General features: G+C 42.0%; 19 protein-coding genes and 2 tRNA genes. 15 read left to right on the forward strand and 6 right to left on the reverse strand.

Annotated features, from left to right (window positions below; genetic code table 11):
• Window positions 1–2 precede the first annotated feature (2 nt).
• Window positions 3–1,424, forward strand: coding sequence for an APC family permease (locus tag ACP5L5_RS04140; RefSeq protein WP_428761848.1), 1,422 nt, complete (start codon window positions 3–5; stop codon window positions 1,422–1,424).
• A 41-nt stretch (window positions 1,425–1,465) separates the two neighbouring features.
• Here ACP5L5_RS04140 and ACP5L5_RS04145 read toward each other — a convergent pair whose 3' ends face one another.
• A complete protein-coding gene (locus tag ACP5L5_RS04145; protein ID WP_428761850.1) occupies window positions 1,466–2,794 on the reverse strand; it encodes a purine-cytosine permease family protein in 1,329 nt (442 codons plus the stop codon).
• A 129-nt stretch (window positions 2,795–2,923) separates the two neighbouring features.
• Between ACP5L5_RS04145 and ACP5L5_RS04150 the strand changes: the two genes are divergently transcribed.
• The 5 genes from ACP5L5_RS04150 to ACP5L5_RS04170 all read left to right on the forward strand — a co-directional run bounded on the left by ACP5L5_RS04150 (window position 2,924) and on the right by ACP5L5_RS04170 (window position 7,761).
• The gene (locus ACP5L5_RS04150) at window positions 2,924–3,394 is read left to right on the forward strand and encodes an FkbM family methyltransferase (RefSeq protein WP_428761851.1); all 471 of its coding nucleotides are present in this window, start codon (window positions 2,924–2,926) and stop codon (window positions 3,392–3,394) included.
• A 24-nt stretch (window positions 3,395–3,418) separates the two neighbouring features.
• Complete coding sequence (locus ACP5L5_RS04155; RefSeq protein ID WP_428761853.1) at window positions 3,419–4,432, forward strand: MBL fold metallo-hydrolase; 1,014 nt, start codon at window positions 3,419–3,421, stop codon at window positions 4,430–4,432.
• A 32-nt stretch (window positions 4,433–4,464) separates the two neighbouring features.
• Window positions 4,465–5,820 carry a serine hydrolase gene (locus ACP5L5_RS04160; protein ID WP_428761855.1) on the forward strand — a complete coding sequence of 452 codons (1,356 nt, stop codon included), beginning with the start codon at window positions 4,465–4,467 and terminating at the stop codon, window positions 5,818–5,820.
• A 231-nt stretch (window positions 5,821–6,051) separates the two neighbouring features.
• Entirely contained in the window at window positions 6,052–6,420 is a 369-nt protein-coding gene (locus ACP5L5_RS04165; protein WP_428761857.1) for a cupin domain-containing protein, read from the forward strand.
• Window positions 6,421–6,546: 126 nt separating this feature from the next.
• Entirely contained in the window at window positions 6,547–7,761 is a 1,215-nt protein-coding gene (locus tag ACP5L5_RS04170) for a pyridoxal phosphate-dependent aminotransferase (RefSeq protein WP_428761859.1), read from the forward strand.
• A gap of 39 nt (window positions 7,762–7,800) precedes the next feature.
• Here the strand turns inward: ACP5L5_RS04170 and ACP5L5_RS04175 are convergent, their stop codons facing one another.
• Complete coding sequence (locus ACP5L5_RS04175) at window positions 7,801–8,280, reverse strand: hypothetical protein (RefSeq protein ID WP_428761861.1); 480 nt, start codon at window positions 8,278–8,280, stop codon at window positions 7,801–7,803.
• Between the two features lie 362 nt (window positions 8,281–8,642).
• Between ACP5L5_RS04175 and ACP5L5_RS04180 the strand changes: the two genes are divergently transcribed.
• Complete coding sequence (locus ACP5L5_RS04180; protein WP_428761862.1) at window positions 8,643–9,440, forward strand: hypothetical protein; 798 nt, start codon at window positions 8,643–8,645, stop codon at window positions 9,438–9,440.
• 227 nt (window positions 9,441–9,667) lie between these two features.
• On the opposite strand, the gene ACP5L5_RS04185 is transcribed toward ACP5L5_RS04180, so the two are convergent.
• A tRNA-Met gene (locus ACP5L5_RS04185) sits at window positions 9,668–9,784 on the reverse strand.
• 373 nt (window positions 9,785–10,157) lie between these two features.
• The gene (locus ACP5L5_RS04190) at window positions 10,158–11,222 is read right to left on the reverse strand and encodes a phospholipase D-like domain-containing protein (RefSeq protein WP_428761864.1); all 1,065 of its coding nucleotides are present in this window, start codon (window positions 11,220–11,222) and stop codon (window positions 10,158–10,160) included.
• A 126-nt stretch (window positions 11,223–11,348) separates the two neighbouring features.
• Here ACP5L5_RS04190 and ACP5L5_RS04195 point away from each other — a divergent pair.
• A tRNA-Lys gene (locus ACP5L5_RS04195) sits at window positions 11,349–11,457 on the forward strand.
• An 80-nt stretch (window positions 11,458–11,537) separates the two neighbouring features.
• On the opposite strand, the gene ACP5L5_RS04200 is transcribed toward ACP5L5_RS04195, so the two are convergent.
• Complete coding sequence (locus ACP5L5_RS04200) at window positions 11,538–12,104, reverse strand: hypothetical protein (protein ID WP_428761866.1); 567 nt, start codon at window positions 12,102–12,104, stop codon at window positions 11,538–11,540.
• A 334-nt stretch (window positions 12,105–12,438) separates the two neighbouring features.
• Complete coding sequence (locus tag ACP5L5_RS04205) at window positions 12,439–13,188, reverse strand: SDR family NAD(P)-dependent oxidoreductase (protein ID WP_428761868.1); 750 nt, start codon at window positions 13,186–13,188, stop codon at window positions 12,439–12,441.
• A gap of 368 nt (window positions 13,189–13,556) precedes the next feature.
• Between ACP5L5_RS04205 and ACP5L5_RS04210 the strand changes: the two genes are divergently transcribed.
• From ACP5L5_RS04210 to ACP5L5_RS04240, 7 genes are read left to right on the forward strand one after another with little or no spacing between them, the layout of a single operon-like run.
• Window positions 13,557–13,979 carry a DsrE/DsrF/DrsH-like family protein gene (locus tag ACP5L5_RS04210; protein ID WP_428761870.1) on the forward strand — a complete coding sequence of 141 codons (423 nt, stop codon included), beginning with the start codon at window positions 13,557–13,559 and terminating at the stop codon, window positions 13,977–13,979.
• Between the two features lie 10 nt (window positions 13,980–13,989).
• The gene (locus ACP5L5_RS04215; protein ID WP_428761872.1) at window positions 13,990–14,265 is read left to right on the forward strand and encodes a sulfurtransferase TusA family protein; all 276 of its coding nucleotides are present in this window, start codon (window positions 13,990–13,992) and stop codon (window positions 14,263–14,265) included.
• 21 nt (window positions 14,266–14,286) lie between these two features.
• Window positions 14,287–14,712 (forward strand): hydrogenase iron-sulfur subunit, encoded by a 426-nt coding sequence (locus ACP5L5_RS04220; RefSeq protein ID WP_428761874.1) that lies wholly within the window; start codon window positions 14,287–14,289, stop codon window positions 14,710–14,712.
• Window positions 14,702–16,081 carry an FAD-dependent oxidoreductase gene (locus tag ACP5L5_RS04225; protein WP_428761876.1) on the forward strand — a complete coding sequence of 460 codons (1,380 nt, stop codon included), beginning with the start codon at window positions 14,702–14,704 and terminating at the stop codon, window positions 16,079–16,081. Before ACP5L5_RS04220 ends, ACP5L5_RS04225 begins: the two co-directional genes overlap by 11 nt.
• The gene (locus ACP5L5_RS04230; RefSeq protein ID WP_428761878.1) at window positions 16,068–18,038 is read left to right on the forward strand and encodes a CoB--CoM heterodisulfide reductase iron-sulfur subunit A family protein; all 1,971 of its coding nucleotides are present in this window, start codon (window positions 16,068–16,070) and stop codon (window positions 18,036–18,038) included. The genes ACP5L5_RS04225 and ACP5L5_RS04230 overlap by 14 nt, the downstream gene beginning before the upstream one ends.
• Window positions 18,031–18,324 (forward strand): winged helix-turn-helix domain-containing protein, encoded by a 294-nt coding sequence (locus ACP5L5_RS04235; protein ID WP_428761880.1) that lies wholly within the window; start codon window positions 18,031–18,033, stop codon window positions 18,322–18,324. The genes ACP5L5_RS04230 and ACP5L5_RS04235 overlap by 8 nt, the downstream gene beginning before the upstream one ends.
• Entirely contained in the window at window positions 18,317–19,432 is a 1,116-nt protein-coding gene (locus tag ACP5L5_RS04240) for a 4Fe-4S dicluster domain-containing protein (RefSeq protein WP_428761882.1), read from the forward strand. The genes ACP5L5_RS04235 and ACP5L5_RS04240 overlap by 8 nt, the downstream gene beginning before the upstream one ends.
• Window positions 19,433–19,447 lie beyond the last annotated feature (15 nt).

Raw genomic sequence — 19,447 nt, forward strand, 5'->3', positions numbered from 1 at the left:
CGATGGCTAAGCAGAGAAGCAGTGAGTTGTTGAGGAACGCCACGGGATTCCTTGGTTCGTTATATAATTCCTTGGCTGGTCAGGCACCTGCCTATAGTATAGCCGGTGGTGCGGCCCTAATAATGGGTAGTGCATATGCAGCGGCGCCATTAGCCATGCTACTCACATTACTGGGTGTCCTGGCAATTGTCTATTCAATATTCGTACTCGCCCGTAAATACCCACATGCAGCTAGTTTCTATGCCTACGTAACTAACACTATAAACGCCAGGGCGGGCTTCATAAATGGGGTAATATATACCGTGTTTTACAGCATTGTTGGCGTGGGTTCCGTTGCCATAGCCTTCGCATACCTCGGTACTGAGGGCATATATGCAATAACGGGTCACGTAATAAACCCGCTACTCCTATTGCCAATACCAATAGTGCTTGCCTTAGTACCTGCCGTGCTTGGAGTAAGGCCCAGTATTAAGACTGAAATGACACTAACGAGTATTGAGATAACGATTTTACTGATATTTGTAGTACTCTCATTCATAGCTAACATCGATAGATTTTCGGCATTTCCATTTACAATACAGGGAACCTTCGCAACAACACCATCAGGAGTATTAGCGGCATTATCAGGTGGATTAATATTCGCAATAACCTACTTCATGGGCTTTGAGGTGAGCACGCAAATATCCGAGGAGGTTAAGGACCCAAGGAAGAGCGTACCAACAAGTACACTGTGGGCAACAATATTCATGGGAATGCTCTACATACTAGTCACCTATGCAATACTACTAAACATAGGCTATACGCAGAATGCGATAAGTAACTTCGTAAACATGGCTGAGGGCATGGGCCCAAATCCAGTCTATACACTGATAGGGCATTACCTAAGCACTACGGGCCTGTTACTATTTGCGATAAGCGTAATGATCAGTGTATTCGGGTGTTACTTAGCCACGTTAAATGCAACTGCAAGGATGCTCTACGGCATGGCCAGAGACGGGTTATTACCTACGTGGCTCGCCGAGACACACCCAAGGTACAAGAGCCCACACAAGGCCCTTTATCTAAGCACAGCCGTGGCTATACTAACCATAGTGCTCGCCTACATGGCGGCTTACATTAGTGGTTACGTCAAGCCACTGGAACTAACCTACAACGCCATGGAAGACGCATACGCAATAGACTCCCTATATTACGTGCTAAGCCTAATGCTCGTGGCCGCAGGGGCTCTAAGACTGACTAGCTGGAGCGGTAGAATAACCATAGCCATTGGTGCTGCAATACTTGCAATAACCTTCTACTACTCAATAACGAGCATTTGGTACCTAGCCATACTAATAGCGTCAATAGTACTCACGGTAGTGGTTTCATATGCTATAAATACTAGGATAAGGAAAATAAAGGTAACAACATGTCCATACTGTTAACAAATCATTTTTATGTTTTCATTAAACCTTATTTATTTTTGTTATTTTCTTGTGAGTACTAAGTATGTTATTGATGCTGCGATAAATGATACAAAGTAACTAATATCGGCGCTGCCAAGGGCATTAGCTATTGGACCTGTGTATGGTATTAAGCCCCCTGTTGCTGCGTTTAGGTTCATGAATGGTACTGAGATTAATAGGCCTACTATGTAGGCTAGTAATGCTTTCCAAATTACCCTTGATCCACTCTCCACGGGTCTCCAATCCCTGACATTATTGACGTAAAACATCACCAGGAGTATACCTATCCAAGGTGTTATCCAGTAGTCTAGGAATAGTAGGAAGCTCTCGTAATAACCAACGAAGTTTAATCCACCAATCACGGCCATTACCGTACCCACAACAGCACCTGCAATTAATGCCTGCCATCTCCTCGCCTTACTATATATTGCTAGTGCCGATAGGGAGTTTGTGTATATGTTGAGGACATTGGCAGCTAGTGCGCCTAGGAATAGGGCTATCACGGCTATTGCTGTGTATGTAAGCCCGTAGTTACCCATGAACTGCACAAGCACTGTTGGTAAGCCGCTTGTATTTCCTGTTGCTGCACTAACCGTAAAACCAACAACCTCGCTCCATAGGCTAGCCAGCATACCGCCCAATGTAGCATAGGCCATTATCCTTAACCTACTCGTGTTTTCGGGTAAGTAGCGTGAGTAATCACTGGCGTATGGACCCCATGACATGATGTAACTAAACACTGTTGCCAGCGCTATTGCGAAGTTGAATGGGTTAAAAGACGCACTTTTCACGTAGGTACTCAGTAAATGCGGCTTTGATAGTGCTAGTGCTAGGGAGACTGCGAACATTATGCCGAGTATTATGGATAGTATGTACTCAGACCTGTGTATGATATCGTAACCAAAGAGCGCAATTATGAATTGGGTTAGCACGGTTATGAGAATTGCCGCGTAGAGTGGTATTGCTGGGTCTATGTAATTGATTATGTAACCACCAATTATTGCATTCACAGAGAACCAACCAAGTGTGCTAACCCAATTCGCAACCGCAAAGGGTAGGTTCCCAACTCTACCGTAGGCAACCCTTGAAATCATTATCTGTGGATAGCCATAGGTCGGTCCCATGGCCGCTAAAAGCCCGACCAATAGGCCGCCAAGTACGTTACCGAGCACTAGGGCAAGTACTAGCCAGGGTATTGGTAGGCCAAGCATGTATAGTATTGGTCCAAGGGCGTAGTCAGCTACGGTTAGGTTGCTCGCAAACCATAGCGTGAATTGGTACATGATCCTGCCATGTCTCATTGAGCTTGGTATGTGCTCTATACCGAGCCTTTCTATTATCGATGTCATTAGACAGAGAAGAGGAAATGGGAGAAGTAAGTATTATATGGCAAAATTCTGCGGCGATTTATTACGAATTAATTAAAGTGGACTGGGCAGAAAATGCCAATTATCTCTTATTACGTGATTAAGGTGGTAATGAGTTATTTCACCGATTGGGAGCTTATTAGAAATGTAGAATTGAATGGATTAACCAATGAGGTAATACCCATCAACGCAGCACTTAGCAGTCTCTCTGGAACCACCTGCGCTTCCATGGATCTGGACCTAGGAAGTATAATGGCTACGTACTTCGGGCCTGTAACTAATGATGGTATATGCATTAATGGTGTCAGGGCCAGATTGATTGCACTGGGTGAGGTTATTAATGAGACTAGGGTGCATACTGATGTTCTAAAGATGAATTGTGAGGGTTGTGAGTATGACGTCATACTCAATGATTATGAACACGTTAGGTTATTCAGGGAGTTGATCTTTGAGTATCATAGGTGGATTACGGGTATACCCGTTAAGGAATTGCTTAATGTATTAAGTAAGGATTTCAAGTGTATCTTCACTGGGCGTGCTCATGAGGATTACGGTTATGTTTACTGTCGGCGAATAACTTAAAATCAATTAATCCTTCATAGGGCAGTGGTAGAGCTTAGCGAGAAGGTTAGTGGCCTTATTTATCAATTAAGGATATTCATGCCCATGGAACCCGGCTACGTATTCTCATATATAGTGAAGAGAGATAATGAATGCGTAATGATTGATGCTGGATACCCCAACGCCGAACTTCTTAACCCACTGATTAACGAGCTAAGCAAAATATCAAATTGCAGGTTAAGCACGTTATTTATTACGCACATGCATATTGACCATACTGGTTTAGCCAATGAACTACGCAACAGGCTTAGCCTGAGCATAGTCATGCATAGGAGGGATTATGAGCAAGTTCTGAAGATGCTTGATAGGGATTTATTCATCAAGGAATTCCTGGAGCTATTAGGGCAATACGGAGTTCCCAATGCCGAAATGGAGCTCTACAGAAATGTAACTAGTGGCCTGTCAAGTAGAAGGAGATTAAGTGCATTAAATCCAGATGTTCTCATTAACAATGAGGAGGAATATATTGAGAGGATGCATGTACTACTAACGCCGGGGCATTCACCTGGTCACATATCAATAATACTTGATGAATATAAGCTCGCATTTACGGGTGACTTAATATTGCCAACAATAACGACTCATGTAGGCTTAACCCCAATAAACCCAGGAAATCCACTTCGTGATTACCTGAACTCATTAATTAGGATTAGAAAAGTGGATCTTAAGTGTCTATATCCAGGACATGAGGGTGAAATATGCAACGTTAATGATAGAATAAATGAACTTATCATGCATAGAGTCTCAAGGCTTTGCGAGGTGGTAAATACATTGAGGAATAATGAATTAACAATATTCGAGATAACGAATATGCTCAAGTGGATGGATGATAAGAAGTACGTGGATCTCGACCCAATGAATAAGTACATGGCATTAACAGAGACGGCAGCTCTCGTTAAGTACCTGGAATCAATAGGCATTGTTAAGGCAGGTAATGACTATAAATACGGAATTATAAGGGAAATCATGTGTGATATCAGAGAGTTAATACCACAATAGAGTTAATTAAGTTCGGGATTACTGACTTATTAATGGATTTCGGGGAGATTGAGGAGTTTATACTTGGTAAAATTAGGGAGTCGAGGTTGCCAAGTCTGAGCATTGGCATTATTAAGGATGATGAGTTAATATATGCAAGGGGCTTTGGCTTTAGGGATATTGAGAAAGGCTTACCTGCAACTCCACGAACAATTTACGGTATCGGTTCGATAACGAAGTCCTTCACAGCACTGGCAATACTCAAGCTTGTTGAGGAGGGTAAGTTAAGCCTCGAGGATCCTGTTGATAAGTACGTGCCAATTAAGTTGAACCCAATGGGCATAGTCAAAATACACCACCTACTAACCCACAGCAGCGGATTACCCGCACTTGGCTATGCCGAGGCCTACATAAATGGTGCGCTTGGCCTTGACAGTAATTGGTTGCCACTGGCTACACCCGAGGATGTACTGGCATTCATGAGGAATGCGGCTGATTGGGCTGTTGCGAAGCCTGGCGAGAGGTTCTTCTACCTTAATGAGGGTTATGTAATTTTAGGCCTAATAATCAAGAGAGTTAGCGGTTTGCCTTACGAGGACTTCGTTAAGGAGAAGATATTAAAGCCACTGGGTATGACTAGGACGTACTTCACGGCTGAGGAGGTTCTCAAGGATCCTGAGGTTGCAATCCCATACATAATCGATAAGGAGGGTAGACACATACTAAGTAGGTTCCCGTTTGGTATAACGGCTGATGGTGGATTACTGAGTAATGTTATTGATATGGCTAGGTACGTGTCGATGTTCATAAATAGGGGTGAGCTCAATGGCGTTAGGATAGTGGGTAAGGAGTTGATTGAGACTGCGGAGAGGGGTTATATTGATGTGCCCTGGAAAATAATTGGTGACGAGAAGTATGGCTACGGATTAATAATAAGCCAGAATTTCCATGGAAGAAAGTTTGTTGAGCATAGCGGTGATGTTGGTGTCTATACTGCGGATATAGCATACTTACCAAACGATAGAATTGGGATCATCATAATGGCTAATGCCCAGGGCTATTCTCTATCAATGATCGGCATCCACGTACTAAGTAAGTTACTCGGTCATGACCCAAGTGAATTAAGGCCATTTATGTTGGAGAGCATTACTAAGAAGCTTGAGGGTGTTTATGAAACTTATGGAAGTACTGTGAGAATCTCAATACAAAGACAGGGAGATTACCTAGTAATGAGAAGTTCAACAAAGTATACAGAAGAGACTACAATATTGGTGCCTGATGAGGTAAGGAAGGATTACGCCAGGTTTTACGCATTAATAAATGGTGCCAAAGTACCTGCCGAATTCCTCATAGAGGGTAATAAAATAGTACTAATTTACGAGAGGTTTAAATTTATAAAACGGGAATAAATGAGCACGTGTTATTTTCGTAGAAAGGTTTTTAAAGAACTCCAATATACGATATTCGTATGATTAGAATAAAGTTTAACAGGAACAATATAAGGAGGAGCGTCTCAAACGAAAACTCCGATGGATATATGTATACAAACAATGTTCAAGAATACAGTAAATACTATGCATTTATACGGAGAGTGCCAATGTGACAGTACTACTTAATTACTTTATTGCTAAATCTTATCTGTGATTGTTGGTAATATGAATAACGTACCTCTTGAGGACGCCTCAAAACTGCTTAAGGGTACAAGGGGCTTCTATGTGCAGTGGTTAATAACTAAGGAGCATGGATCTAAATACGCAGTTAGGAGGTTCATAGTTAAAGCTAATGGGATCATGCCACTGCATAATCATAAGTATACTGAGGCCGTCGTTATACTTAGGGGTAGGCTTAGGGTTAAAACTAATGAAGGGATTTATGAATTAGGCCCTGGCGATTTCCTCTTTACAGGACCCTATGAACCTCATGCAATTGAGAATATTGGTAATGATGAGGCTGAGTTTATCTGTGTGATTTCCTATGAGGACGACATGTCATTAAAGCCTTTAGAGTGATTGAACAGTATCGAACTTTATTCTTAGTATTATCCTTTAAAATCCACAAATTATATAGTGATAATTAGTGCGATGTAGATTATTTGTTGAAAAATAGTTATTAAGAAGTGATTACAACGTATACTGATGAATCCAGTAAATGATTACTTAAAGGATATAGTTAGGGAATTACAGGGTGAGAAGGCCTTCACGTATTTAGCCAAGGCGCATGAAGTGGCTGAGAGGAAGGGTGTCAAGGTTATATCGTTTGGTATTGGCCAACCTGACTTACCAACATTTGATAATATAGTAAACGCGGCCAAAAAGGCTCTTGATGAAAGGTTCACTGGGTATACAGAGACTGAGGGAATTAGGGAGCTTAGGGAAGCCATCGCAGATTACCTTAACTATAGGTACCACGCAGTTGTCAGGCCCGATGAGATTGTCGTAACCACCGGAACTAAGACAGCTATTTTCCTGGCTATAGCGGCTTATATAAGACCGGGCGATGAGGTAATAATACCAGACCCAACATACCCAGCCTATCCAGAACTCACTAAGTTCTTCGGTGGTAAGCCTATTTATGTCGCCATGAAATTTGACCCAGAGAGTGGGTTTAGGCTTGACCTGGAGACCATAGAGAATTCAGTAACTCCAAGGACTAAGGCCATTGTGATAAATAACCCGCATAATCCAACAGGTGCCATATTCAGGCCTGAGGAGGTTTCGAAACTCCTTGAGATCGCCAAGGACTATAAATTACTGGTTATTGTCGATGAGATATACGATAACTTCGTTTACGAGCAAGGCTCATTCAGGGGAGTCCTGGAGCTTGAACCTGATTGGAGAAGTTACGTACTTTACACAAATGGCTTTAGTAAGACATTCTCAATGACTGGCTGGAGACTAGGTTATCTAGTGGCTAGTAAGGAGGTTATTGATCCGATAAAGAAGTTAGCAGCAAACACATATAGTTGCCCACCGAGCATTGCCCAGAAGGCTGGTGTTGAGGCCCTAAGGAATGAAGCATCCTGGAGAAGTTCTGGGGCAATGATAGATTTATTCAGGAGGAGGAGGGATGTAATGTATGAGGAGTTAAGGAAAATACCAGGTATAGAGGTTTGGAGAAGCGCTGGTGCCTTCTACATGTACCCGAGGGTTAAGAAAATACTTGATAAGCTAGACATGGATGTTGAAAAATTTGCTGATTGGTTATTAGAGAATTATGGCGTGGTTGTTCTACCGGGGACCGCATTCTCGGAGTCGAGTATGGGTAGGGAATATGTAAGGCTTAGCTTCGCACTGGATGAGAAGTTAATTAAGGAGGGAGTGGAGAGGATTAGGAAGGCCGTGGAGAAGTAATAGGGCGATGCATTCTGAAGGTCAATAACAATGCAGTTACTAACATGTTGGTATTTCATTTAATTGACCTAGGAAATTCATTATCCCCATCCTACTCATTATTTCGTTAATTAACCTCAGGGTTATATCATCACTAGGCTTATTCGCCACTCTGCTCACTTCACCGGAATATTTACATGGATTATTCACGAAATCCTCATTAACATAACGTATAAACAATTCCCTCCTATTGCCCCTACACATTATACGAATAAGTATAGAATCCGAGTGATTAATCATGGCATTACCATATATTGATGAATACCTAGTATGAACCTCGACCCTAACCTGGGCATAATTACCAGGCCCATAAAATATCGGTCCCTCCACTATCAACGAAGTGAGCGATCCATCATTATTCACCACAAATTCAACAGTTAACTCAAATTCATGAAACCAAAAATGAACAATCAAACAATCAAAAAGTCCCAAATATCTTGAACACTTAAACCCGCGTTCAACGCATTCCCTCACACCCACAATAATCATTAAAATTAAAGTCTATTTAACAATGCCGATTTGGTAAAACCAATTGACATTTAGCAAATAATATATCATGACCAAAAGAAGGATTATTCCAGATAAAACACAAGAGAAACCTTTAAATAAAGGTAAAAAGCAACATTAATAGCAAAAAGTTAGGTAAGCCCACTATCGTGGGCTAAAACCCAAACTAACTTTTCCTTTTTTCCGTTTTCATTAAGCAAGAAAACCTACTAATTATTATTATATTATTTTACCTTCTATAAGGGAATTAATGCATTATTATATTGAGATCTATAAAGTCTTTATCTAGAACATACTAAGAAGATTTAAATAGAACTTCAACACTTAATTGCCGTATGAGCTATACCGAGGTTAGTCTTGGGGATATTGTTGGGATTATTAGGGAGTTAAGAATACTTAGGGATTCACTTAGGAATAGGCTTACTTTCAAAGTCCCTAGAGATTATATTGTTGGTGATGTTGATGTTACTGCAAGGCCCATGTTCACTGATGGCTTTGTCGTGTCATTTAAGGTTGGTTCTCGTGAGTATAGGGTTTGGTGGTCAAGTATTGAGGAGCCATTAAGTGGTAGGAGTGGCGATTGGAGTGATTATAGGGTGGTGGCTGGTAAGGAGCCGTATATCGAGTTTTTGGGTCCTGACGGTAGTGTGGTGGCGAAGATTAGGATTAATGAAGAGTTAATAAATAGATTGGATGGCTTGCTAGATGCTGCATTTTTACTGAGTGTTGTTGATTGGTTTATTGAGGATAATGTTAGGGGCATCGTCAACATAACTAATGTGTTCATACCGGAGGATTACTCAGAATTAAGGTATATCAGTGACTTTGTTGAGACAATACATGCAAGGCTAAGTGAGTTGAACATAATTAAGGAGCTTGAGGATGGCGTTAAGAAGATAGAGCTTGAGTGCCATGCAAATAATCACAGGAATAGAGAGATCGTCGATGTAATACCAGTTGGTAAATATTACCTATGTCCAGACTGCCTAAGAAGGGCTGAGAAGTACGTGGATGAAGTACTCAGTAAATGGAGAGATGTAAAGATAAAGGTGCCATTAGAGGCATGGCAGGGACTACAGAAAAGCATAGAACAAACGAAGGAAATAATACAAACAATAACAAATACAACATAAATAAAACGCATCATATAAAAATATCTCTGAAAACGTACCTTAAAACCACGTGCATATTCATTGCACCTATACATTAGCATTAGTTTACCGAATCAAGGACAATAGTGATGGGTAAACACAATGACTATATTTCTAGGCTCTATTTATCAAGCACCTGCAATAAGTACTAAGCCTATGACAATTTCTATATGACGAGATTGCTTAGAGATAAAGGGAGAAATAGAGACTGGTGCGGGGGCCGGGATTCGAACCCGGGACCTCCCGGTTATGAGCCATACGCGGGGCAACACGCCCCAGGGCGCTCTAGCCGGGCTAAGCTTTAGGGGAATGTAGCCTACCCCCGCTGCGGTCCCCGCCGTTTCAAGTATTTTTGGCCAGTTTTTTAGGTTTTTGCCTGGGGTTGGGTCATGTGGGACTGCATATGTCAGCATCTCAATAGTGTGATTAGACTTTATATTGGTCTTCTTGTCTTCATACTTTGTGTTTATGTAAGTTTTTGAATGTAGTTGCTATTAGTTCACATTGGTGATACTTTAGTATTAGTTCTGAGCTTTGTGTTCTCTTAAATTTGAGCAAATCACGGCTCAAAGTATGTAATTTATGATTGTAGTATTCATAAATAATGTTTATGATGTGAAATGATACACTTCGATAATACTGCTTAATGACCTTCTTATTGTCCTGGTCCAAAGGTGTTTTACGATCGCTTATTCATGATTACAGCCTTGGTATTCTTCTTCGTCTTTTTGGTCTTAGTGTATATCTTAGCATGTATATGATTAGTATGATTATTATTAGTAGTATTAGGGCTTGTGTTGATGTGTTGTTGATTTGTGGTGCTGCTGGTTGGTTCTGGGTCTTGTTCTCGTTGTACCATTGCTGTATTATGGTGGTTATTTCCTGAGCTATTTGCGGGCTTTCAATTATTATACCCAATTCTCTATTGTTGTGCAATGAGTTATAATCAAGGTTAATACTGCCCACATACACATAATTGCCAATGACTATTGCCTTAGCCGTTAGGTCATTAATCATTACGGCACCCAACTCGCTGACTGCCTCCTCATTCTCGGTATGTTGCCCAACGAGTATTAATCTATCGTTATGCGTTAGGATTAGGCTGTACATTCCAGAGGATGAGTAAAGCTCCTCCATAGCCATGTAGAGAATCCCTGGTTGGCTGAGTAAGTCCCCTAGGTATTCCCCTGAGTTTATTGGCGATACCACGATACCTGGGTAGTTAATTTGCGTGATTGAGCTGTTATGGTAATCAGTGAGTATTATTCCTGCAAAGACCTGGGCGATGCTTGAGTTTTCAATTACGAGGTCAATGCCTAGGTCCCTTTCGATGCCGTAATACGTTGGATTTATTGAGCCCAATATCACTGTCTTATTATCAATAACGAAGGCCTTACTATGCACATATTCATAACCATAATTGAATGAGACGTGAGCTCCTGAATTAATCAATTCATTAACGGCTGAATACTCCTCCTCAGGAATACCGCCATAGACATTACCCGACAACACCACATAAACCACAATACCCCTCTGAGTCAAATTCGCCAACTCATTAATTAATGGTTGATAGGTTAACTCATAGGTCTCAACATACACACAGCACCTCGCCTTACTTATCATGTTGAGAATATATGTAGAGTTTATTGGCGATATAATTATAGACACTTGGTTTGAGTTTATAGCAACAAACCAACTCTGCGCATAAATCGTCATGGGTAAAACCACGACAATAAGCAATGCAATAATCAAGGTGAGCTTCATCAAGTTTCATATCCTCAATTAACCATTTAAGCACTATACTAAAAATACGCAATACTACGTAGTGACCAATCAATAACACGAAGACCCTAGAAAAATGCTTTTAAATCAGAGAAAAATAGTCGAAATGGGCCCGTAGCTCAGCCAGGTAGAGCGGCGGTGGTCGGTGAGTCCAGCGCCTATCGATCCGCCGATGCTCTTAACCCGTAGGTCGTGGGTTCGAATCCCACCGGGCCCGCTATCTATCGTGCTTTCCTTTCTTGATTTGGTTAAAGAGGGGAAGAGAAAGGATTTTGTCGGCCTGTGGGTTTGGGCGGGCTATTGGTCGAGGCACTTTAGGTTTTGTATTGCCTTTGTTATCCTTTCCTTCCTCCTCTCGTCACTCGCCTCATTAAGCCACTTGCTTAGTTTTTGGCAGACTGGCTCCTTGAGTGGGCTGTCCCTTATCTTCGTGTGCATTATCGAAATCACGTAATATCCCCTCTCGACGTATATTGATGGGTGAAGGCCGGCCTTCCTGAGCTCCTCAATTAACCTCAAAGCCTCATTCTCATCCCTCCTCCAAGCCCTGAGTTCTACCCTACAGTACCTATCTACGTGAATGCTCATGCTTATGCTTGTCCCAGGTATTGTGATTGATCTGCTGCCCTTCTCCCTAACCTCTCTCGAAGCAAGTTCGATTACTCGCCTAAGCTTCTCACCACCTGGCAAACTCGAGCCCAACTCGATGAGCTCCTTGATATCGGGTATTGCCAACCAATCCCTAGCCAACCCAACAGCCACGTCCTTGCTGTATAAATGAACCACGAGCGATTCCTCGCCGTTATTCTCGCCAGTCACTACTATGTCTGTGGCGTTTCTCTCGAGCATATCCATGAGCTTCATAAACTGCCTCCAATACCTCTCGCTCCTCTCTCCTCAGCTTCCTGAGCAGTTCAATCACGATGTGTAGTGATTGTTATACTATAGATATTATAATGTAATATAGTCTAATCAAATACCCTGGTGTCTCGTTTGATAATGGGTCTCGAAGGGATTAAGCTTTGAGTTCCTGAATAGAAAGATTCAAGGGTCGTGGTGGTTATAACGTTTAAGAAGGTCACGTAGTAGGTTTTTCTCTAAGGTTCTCACTGTACATGTTTGTAGGTATCTTTCCTTGTGATATTTAATAATGATAACCGTGTTCTAATTTTACAGAAGGTGTCTTAAGGAAATGAAGTTATGTTATTGTCCAGCCACCATCAACGATTATCAAAGCTCCCGTGATATAACTTGCTTCATCTGAAACAAGAAATGTAACCACTGACGCTATATCTTCAGGCTCTGCAAGTCTTCCTACTGGTATTATTTGAATTAGCATCTTTGTCTGCTCCTCGCTACCTGGCTGCATTGCGCCTGGTGTCTTCACAGCGCCTGGTGCTATCGCATTTACTGTTATTCCATAACGAGCCAACTCTAGGGCTAGGGCTCTAGTGAAGCCAACGATGCCTGCCTTAGATGCGCTATAATGTGTTAATCCAGTGAAACCCATTACATTCCCTGCTATAGATGATATGTTCACAATTCTACCGTACTTTTGTCTAACCATATATGGTACCACGGCCTTAGTAACATTGAATGTACCATTTAAGTTAACATTAATTACCTTATACCAATCATCAAATGTCATCTCAAGAAATGGCTTAAATGGGTATATACCGGCATTGTTTACGAGAACATCAATGTGACCATATGTATCATAGACCTTCTTAGCCACGTCTTCAGCCATCTTTGAGTCCGTTACGTCGAGTCTTAATGCCATTCCCTGGCCACCTAAGTTCCTTATTTCATTGAGAGTTTCATTCTCCTTGCCCGTTATATCCGTGACAACAACGGTAGCGCCGTCCTTTGACAATCTCAGGGCTATACTCCTCCCGATTCCTTGACCAGCCCCAGTGACTATTGCGACTCTATTCTTTAATGTAGGCATAGTTCTGGTTAATAATTGGCTATATATAAGTTTTATCTAATTATTAAACTTTAATAAAATAAAATTATTGTTATTTGTATATTGATATAATCAACATATCAATATTCTCTCAAGGATTTAATACTCTCTGGTTCATTTAACGTGACTTGATCCTAGTGGCGCTGGAGGATAATTGATTGAGGGATTAATGACAGCTTTAGAAAAAGAATATGAATGGTGTCTCGGTGAGTTAATTTAAATACATAACAATAAATGGATTTATTATTAACTAATTATATTATTAAGTGCCAAAATATTTTTGTTATTCTACATTTGACGTGAAATACAGTTTATTATTCACTTGAATATAATAAATAACTGGTGATGGTATGGTCAGTAAACAGAAGAAGATGGCGGTTGCCGTATTCTCGGGTAGTATAGATAGGTTAACCGGCCTAACCATGCTTGTTTCTGGTGCAGTAGCCATGGGTATTGAGGTTGAGCTCTTTCTCCAGTTATGGGGAGCATATGCCTTTAAGAAGGATGTTATACAGAAGAACATGAATTTCAGTGAATTTCAGAACTTGAGCTCTGAGGTGGGTAGGAGATTGCAGGAATTGAAATTACCAGCATGGTTTGAATTACTAAGGGAGGCTAAGAAGACGGGTAACTTAAAGATTTACGTATGCTCCACAGCAGCTACAATATGGAATGCTAAGAAGGAGGATTTCGTTGATTTAGTTGACGACATAATAGGCGCAGGTGAGTGGGTGGAGAAGATGTCTGAGGCTGACATAACACTCTTCGTGTAGGTGATGTGGCATGAGCGAGACTAAGGGTGAACTGAGTCCCGAGGAGCTTAGGAAGCTTAAGCCAAGCAAGACTGTGGATGCCAGGGGCATGTCATGCCCCGGTCCCCTTCTTGCCGCAAAGCAAGCAATAACTGAGGTACCTGTTGGAGGTATCCTGGAAGTTCTTTCATCAGATCCCGGTACAAAGAGGGACTTACCCCTCTGGGCTAGGAAGATGGGTCACGTGTACCTAGGTACAATAGAGGAGCCCGGCTACTGGAGAATATTCGTAAAAAGGATGAAGTAGTGAGGAGAGAGGCGATATGAGATGGTTGTTAAAAAATCAAATCCGCAAATCCTTATTTTTACAACTAATATAATCTCAGACCCTGGAGTATGCTCAGCAGGTTTGATGCATTTAAGTTATCCTGCGCAGACTACGATAATTAGGGTTCCGTGTTCATCGATGATAAGGCCCGAGTGGATTGTACTGGCGCTCGAGAGTGGTTTTGATGGGGTTTTTGTGGCTGCTGATGGTATGGATTGCCCATACCTAACGGACTGCACTGATAGAACTGCAAAGCGCGTTAGGGAAGCTCAGGAGTTATTGAGTAATAGAGGGATAGAGCCTGAGAGGGTTAAGATGGCTGCCATATGCTCTGTATGTGGTGAGGCCTTTACTAGGTTGATAAGCGACTTCTATTCCAGGTTAATAGAACTAGGGCCCATTAAGGTGAGAATACATGAGAAGTAATCTATCACAGAAAATCCTTGAGAAGGCGGAGCTCGCTCCAGGTCTGCTTAATTATGATGCCGTGGTTATAGGCGGTGGTATTGCAGGTATGGAGGCGTCACTTGACCTAGCTGAGATGGGATTTAAGGTATTACTTGTTGAGAGAGAGCCTACGATAGGAGGTAAGATGTTCCTATTGAGTAAGGTATTTCCAACGCTTGATTGTGCTAGTTGTATTTCAACTCCTAAAATGGCTGCCGTGGCTCATCATCCAAACATAGATTTATGGACGTACTCAGAGATTACTAGGATTGATATTAAGGGTAAAGGTGACTTTGAGATCACCGTATTGAGAAAACCGAGATTTGTTAATGAGGAGTTATGCACAGGCTGTAGTACATGTGAAGAGGTTTGTCCCGTGGTCCTACCTAAGGAGTATGATTATGGTCTTAGGGGAAGGAAGGCTGCGTACATTCCATTCGATACAGCTGTACCAAAGAAGGCCGTAATCGATATAGATAATTGCATATTCTGTGGGCAATGCGAAAGGGCATGCCCTGCTGGCGCCATTGACTTTACTCAGAAACCAAGGATATATAGGGTCAAGGCACGTGCAATAATAATAACAACTGGATATAGGTTATTCCCTGCAGAGAGGAAGGAGCAGTATGGTTATGGTAAAATCCCAAACGTGATAACTGCAATGCAGATGGAGAGGTTATTATCACCAACGAGACCATTCAATTCAGTACTTAGGCCATTGGATGGTAAGGAACCAAGTAGCATTGGGTATGTGCTTTGTGTTGGTTCTAGGGATAAAACAGTGGGTAATCCCAGGTGTTCCCAGGTTTGTTGTATGTACTCAATAAAGCAAGCCCAGTTAATCCTTGGTGCATTACCGCTGGCTGATGTAACAATTTACTGCATGGATATAAGGGCTTATGGTAAGGGTTTCGAGGAGTTTTACCAGAAGGCCAGGGCAATGGGTATTAAGTTCGTGCGCGGTAGGGTGGCTAAGATTGAGGGATTACCCAATGGTAATGTTAGAGTAATTTATGAAGATATCGATGATGGGAAGGTGAAGTTGGCAGAGCATGATTTAGTGGTTTTATCCGTGGGTCTATTGCCAAATAATGATAGTATTATTTCAATAATTCATGGGGCGAAAATAACCGTAGATGAATTGGGATTCATAAGGGTAGATCCATCAACACCTACTCAGACAAATGTAGAAGGCATATTCGCGGCAGGTTGCGCAACTGGTCCTAAGGATATTCCTGATACCATACTAGAGGCTGCCTCAGCTGCCGCGAGATGCGCGGCTTATCTAAAATCGCTTAAGCAGGAGAGGATGATATCAGTAGAGGTGGTTAGCAATGGAGGGAAGTGATAGGATTAGGATTGGTGTATACGTATGCCATTGTGGTGGTAATATTTCTGACTTTGTTGATGTAAAGAGGGTTGTTGAGGAGGTACGTAAGGAGAAAGATGTAGTTGTTGCTAAGGACTTCATGTTTATGTGCTCTGAGGCTGGACAGAAGTTGATTGAGGACGATATAAGGAGTGGTAAGGTAAATGCAGTTGTTGTTGCTTCGTGTTCTCCAAGGCTTCATGAGGCAACATTTAGGGCTGCGATAGCGAGGGCTGGTGGTAACCCGTACATGTATTACCATGTTGATATTAGGGAGGAGTGTTCGTGGGTTCATGAGAATGATAAGGAGGAGGCTACGAGCAAGGCAGTAAGACAAGTTAAGGCGGCAATAGCATATCTAAGGCATGCTGAACCCCTTAACAGGATTAGAGTGAATTGTGAACGTTCAGTACTCGTAATTGGCGGGGGTATTGCTGGGTTAAGGGCGGCATTGGATTTGGCTGAGTCAGGACTTACGGTATACCTTGTTGAACGTACTCCATTTCTTGGCGGTAATGCTGCTAAAATAGGCAATGTTAAGGTATTTCCATATGAAAAAACCGCTATTGACATAGTGAGGGATTTAATAGAGAGGCTTAGAAGAATGAATAGTGTAGTAGTATATACTAATGCCGAGGTGGAGGGTGTGTCTGGATATGTGGGTAATTTTGATGTTACTATCAAGGTAAATCCACGTTATTTCAAAGGTAAGTGTGATGAGTATGAGATTGAGGAGCTTAAAAGGATATGCCCAAGGAAGACCAGGGATGAGTTTAGTTATGGAATTTCTGAGAGATCTGCAATAATGCTTCCTCCATTCAAAGGAGCTTTCCCTGAAATACCGGCGATAGACATGGCACTATGTGATAAGTGCGGTTTGTGCACTAAGGTGTGCAATAAGATTGATTTCTCTCAGGAGCTGCATATTATTCATTTGAGGGTTGGTGCAATAATCGTAGCCACAGGGTTTAAACCGTATAAGCCTCAAAAGGGTGAGTATGGGTATGGTTTGCCTGGCGTAATCACGCTTCAGGAGTTGGTGGGCATGATTAATAGGTATGGTGATGTGGTTATCAATGGTAAGAGACCGAGGAGTATAGCCTTCATTTACTGCGTAGGGAGTAGGCAAAGGAGGGAGGAGGGTAGGAAGGTTAATGAGTATTGCTCTAGGTATTGTTGTATAGCCGCGCTAGATGTCGCGGTGGCTATTAAGGAGCTTTTGAAGGGTGTTAAGATCTATCATATGGTTAGGGATGTTAGGTCTTATGGTATAAATGAGTTATTGTTTGAGGAAGTGAGTAGACAGGGGCAGGTTATCGTAAAGTATGATATTGATGAAGGTGAGCCACAGGTTTTACATGATAACGGTAAGCCTATTGTTAAGGTCAAGGATGTTTTAACTGAACACATGGAAATAGAGTTACCTGTTGATTTAGTGGTTCTCGTTACAGGCATGGAACCATCAGATGGTACAGTAGACATTGCGGAGAAATTGAAGATATCCAGAGGTGCAGATGGTTTTCTCCAGGAGGTTCATCCTAAACTTAGGCCTGTGGAGACAATGCTAAGTGGAATATTTATTGCGGGTACCGCGCAGGCACCACGTGGTGTTAGCGAAACCTTGGCATCCGCATCAGCAGCTGCGGCGAAAGCTATGTCACTTGTCCTAAAGGGATATACCGAGTTGGAACCATTTGTTGCTTTTGTTGACCAGGACAAATGCAAGGGTTCTGGATTATGCATAAACGAGTGTCCATACGGTGCCATCGTAATTAGGGATAATACGGAAGGCAAGAAGGCATGGGTGAACGAAGCACTTTGCAAAGGTTGTGGAGCCTGCGTGGCCGTGTGCCCAAGTGGTGCTATTCAACTTAGGGGTCTCAAGAATGTGCAAATTGAGGATATGATAAGGGCAGCAGGTGGTATCCATGCCTAGGAGGGAACTCTCAGTGGATAAATTAAAGAGTGAGTTAGGGATTCAACCGCCTAAGGAGCTTACGGAGTACGTTAGGGAAATAACAACTATAAGAAGTAAGATAGTTAATTGCTTGAGAAAGGATGGCGAGTTAACCGTTAAGGAGATTTCCTCAAAGACAGGACTGCCTGAGAATGTTGTCTTTTGGCATCTCATGACCATGTTTAAATACGGCCTAATAGAACCAACTGAAAAGACTGATGATGGTTATTATAAGTATAGATTGAGGGGTGAGGCTCATGGCTAAGGTAAATCCTAAACTAATAGATGAGCTAAAGGAACTTGGGGCATTCGATATATCTGCTTGCTATAGCTGTGGTGTCTGTACAGCAACCTGTCCCTTAGCCCAGGAGGGGCATGAATTTCCGAGGAAGATAATAAGATATGCAATCCTTGGTCTTGAGGATAAGCTAATCTCAAGTACTGAGCCCTGGCTGTGTTACTACTGTGGCGAGTGCACGGAATCATGCCCAAGGGGTGCGGATCCGGCTGGTTTTATGATGGCTGTTAGGAGGTATTTAACGACACGTTATGATTTCACAGGCTTCTCAAGGAGGTTCTACAGGTCAAAAGTAGTTGAGTTCATATCGACAATCCTCCTCTTCGCCATCACAGTACTCGGCGTATACTTCGTACATGGGCCAATCATCCTCACAAGGGTGGATATAGACTCCTTCCTGCCACCACATATTGTTGAATTGGGTGATATAGCAATACTGGTGGTACTTTCCGCCCTATTATTAACCAATGTTTATAGGATGTATAGATTCACAGTTGCGGCTAGGTATATATCCTTCATAACATATATAAGGGAGCTAATAAGGACCGTAGTGCCTCACTTCCTTACGCAAGTCAGGATGTTGAAGTGTAATAGAAACACCTTAAACTGGGTAATGCATATATTGATTGTTTATGGCTATGCAACAATATTTGTATTTGTAATAGTATTCCTGGACCTATTTCAGACAAACATTATTTACCCAATATACAACCCAATAAGACTCGGTGGATACATAGCATCAGCTGCACTGCTTATTGGCGCTGGCTATGCTATTTATGGTCGTTTAAGGAAGAACACAGTAATGAGGCAGTACTCCCACTCCACGGATTGGTTCTTCCTAACCCTATTATACCTCGTGGTGATCACAGGTGTGCTTGTTGATGTGTTTAAATACCTGGGTCTACCCATAGAGACTTACATAGCGTATACGGTGCATCTTGGTTTCGTAACACCACTATTAGTGTTGGAGGTACCCTTCGCGAAATGGTCACACCTGGCATATAGGCCATTTGCCATATACTTCACAAGGATCAATGACTTAGCCAAGACAAAGGCCGTGCAAGCCACGGCATAATTTAATTAAAAACTA

Origin of the sequence: Vulcanisaeta sp. (assembly GCF_049966235.1) — an archaeon.
In the GTDB taxonomy this organism is placed as follows: Archaea; Thermoproteota; Thermoprotei; order Thermoproteales; family Thermocladiaceae; genus Vulcanisaeta; species Vulcanisaeta moutnovskia.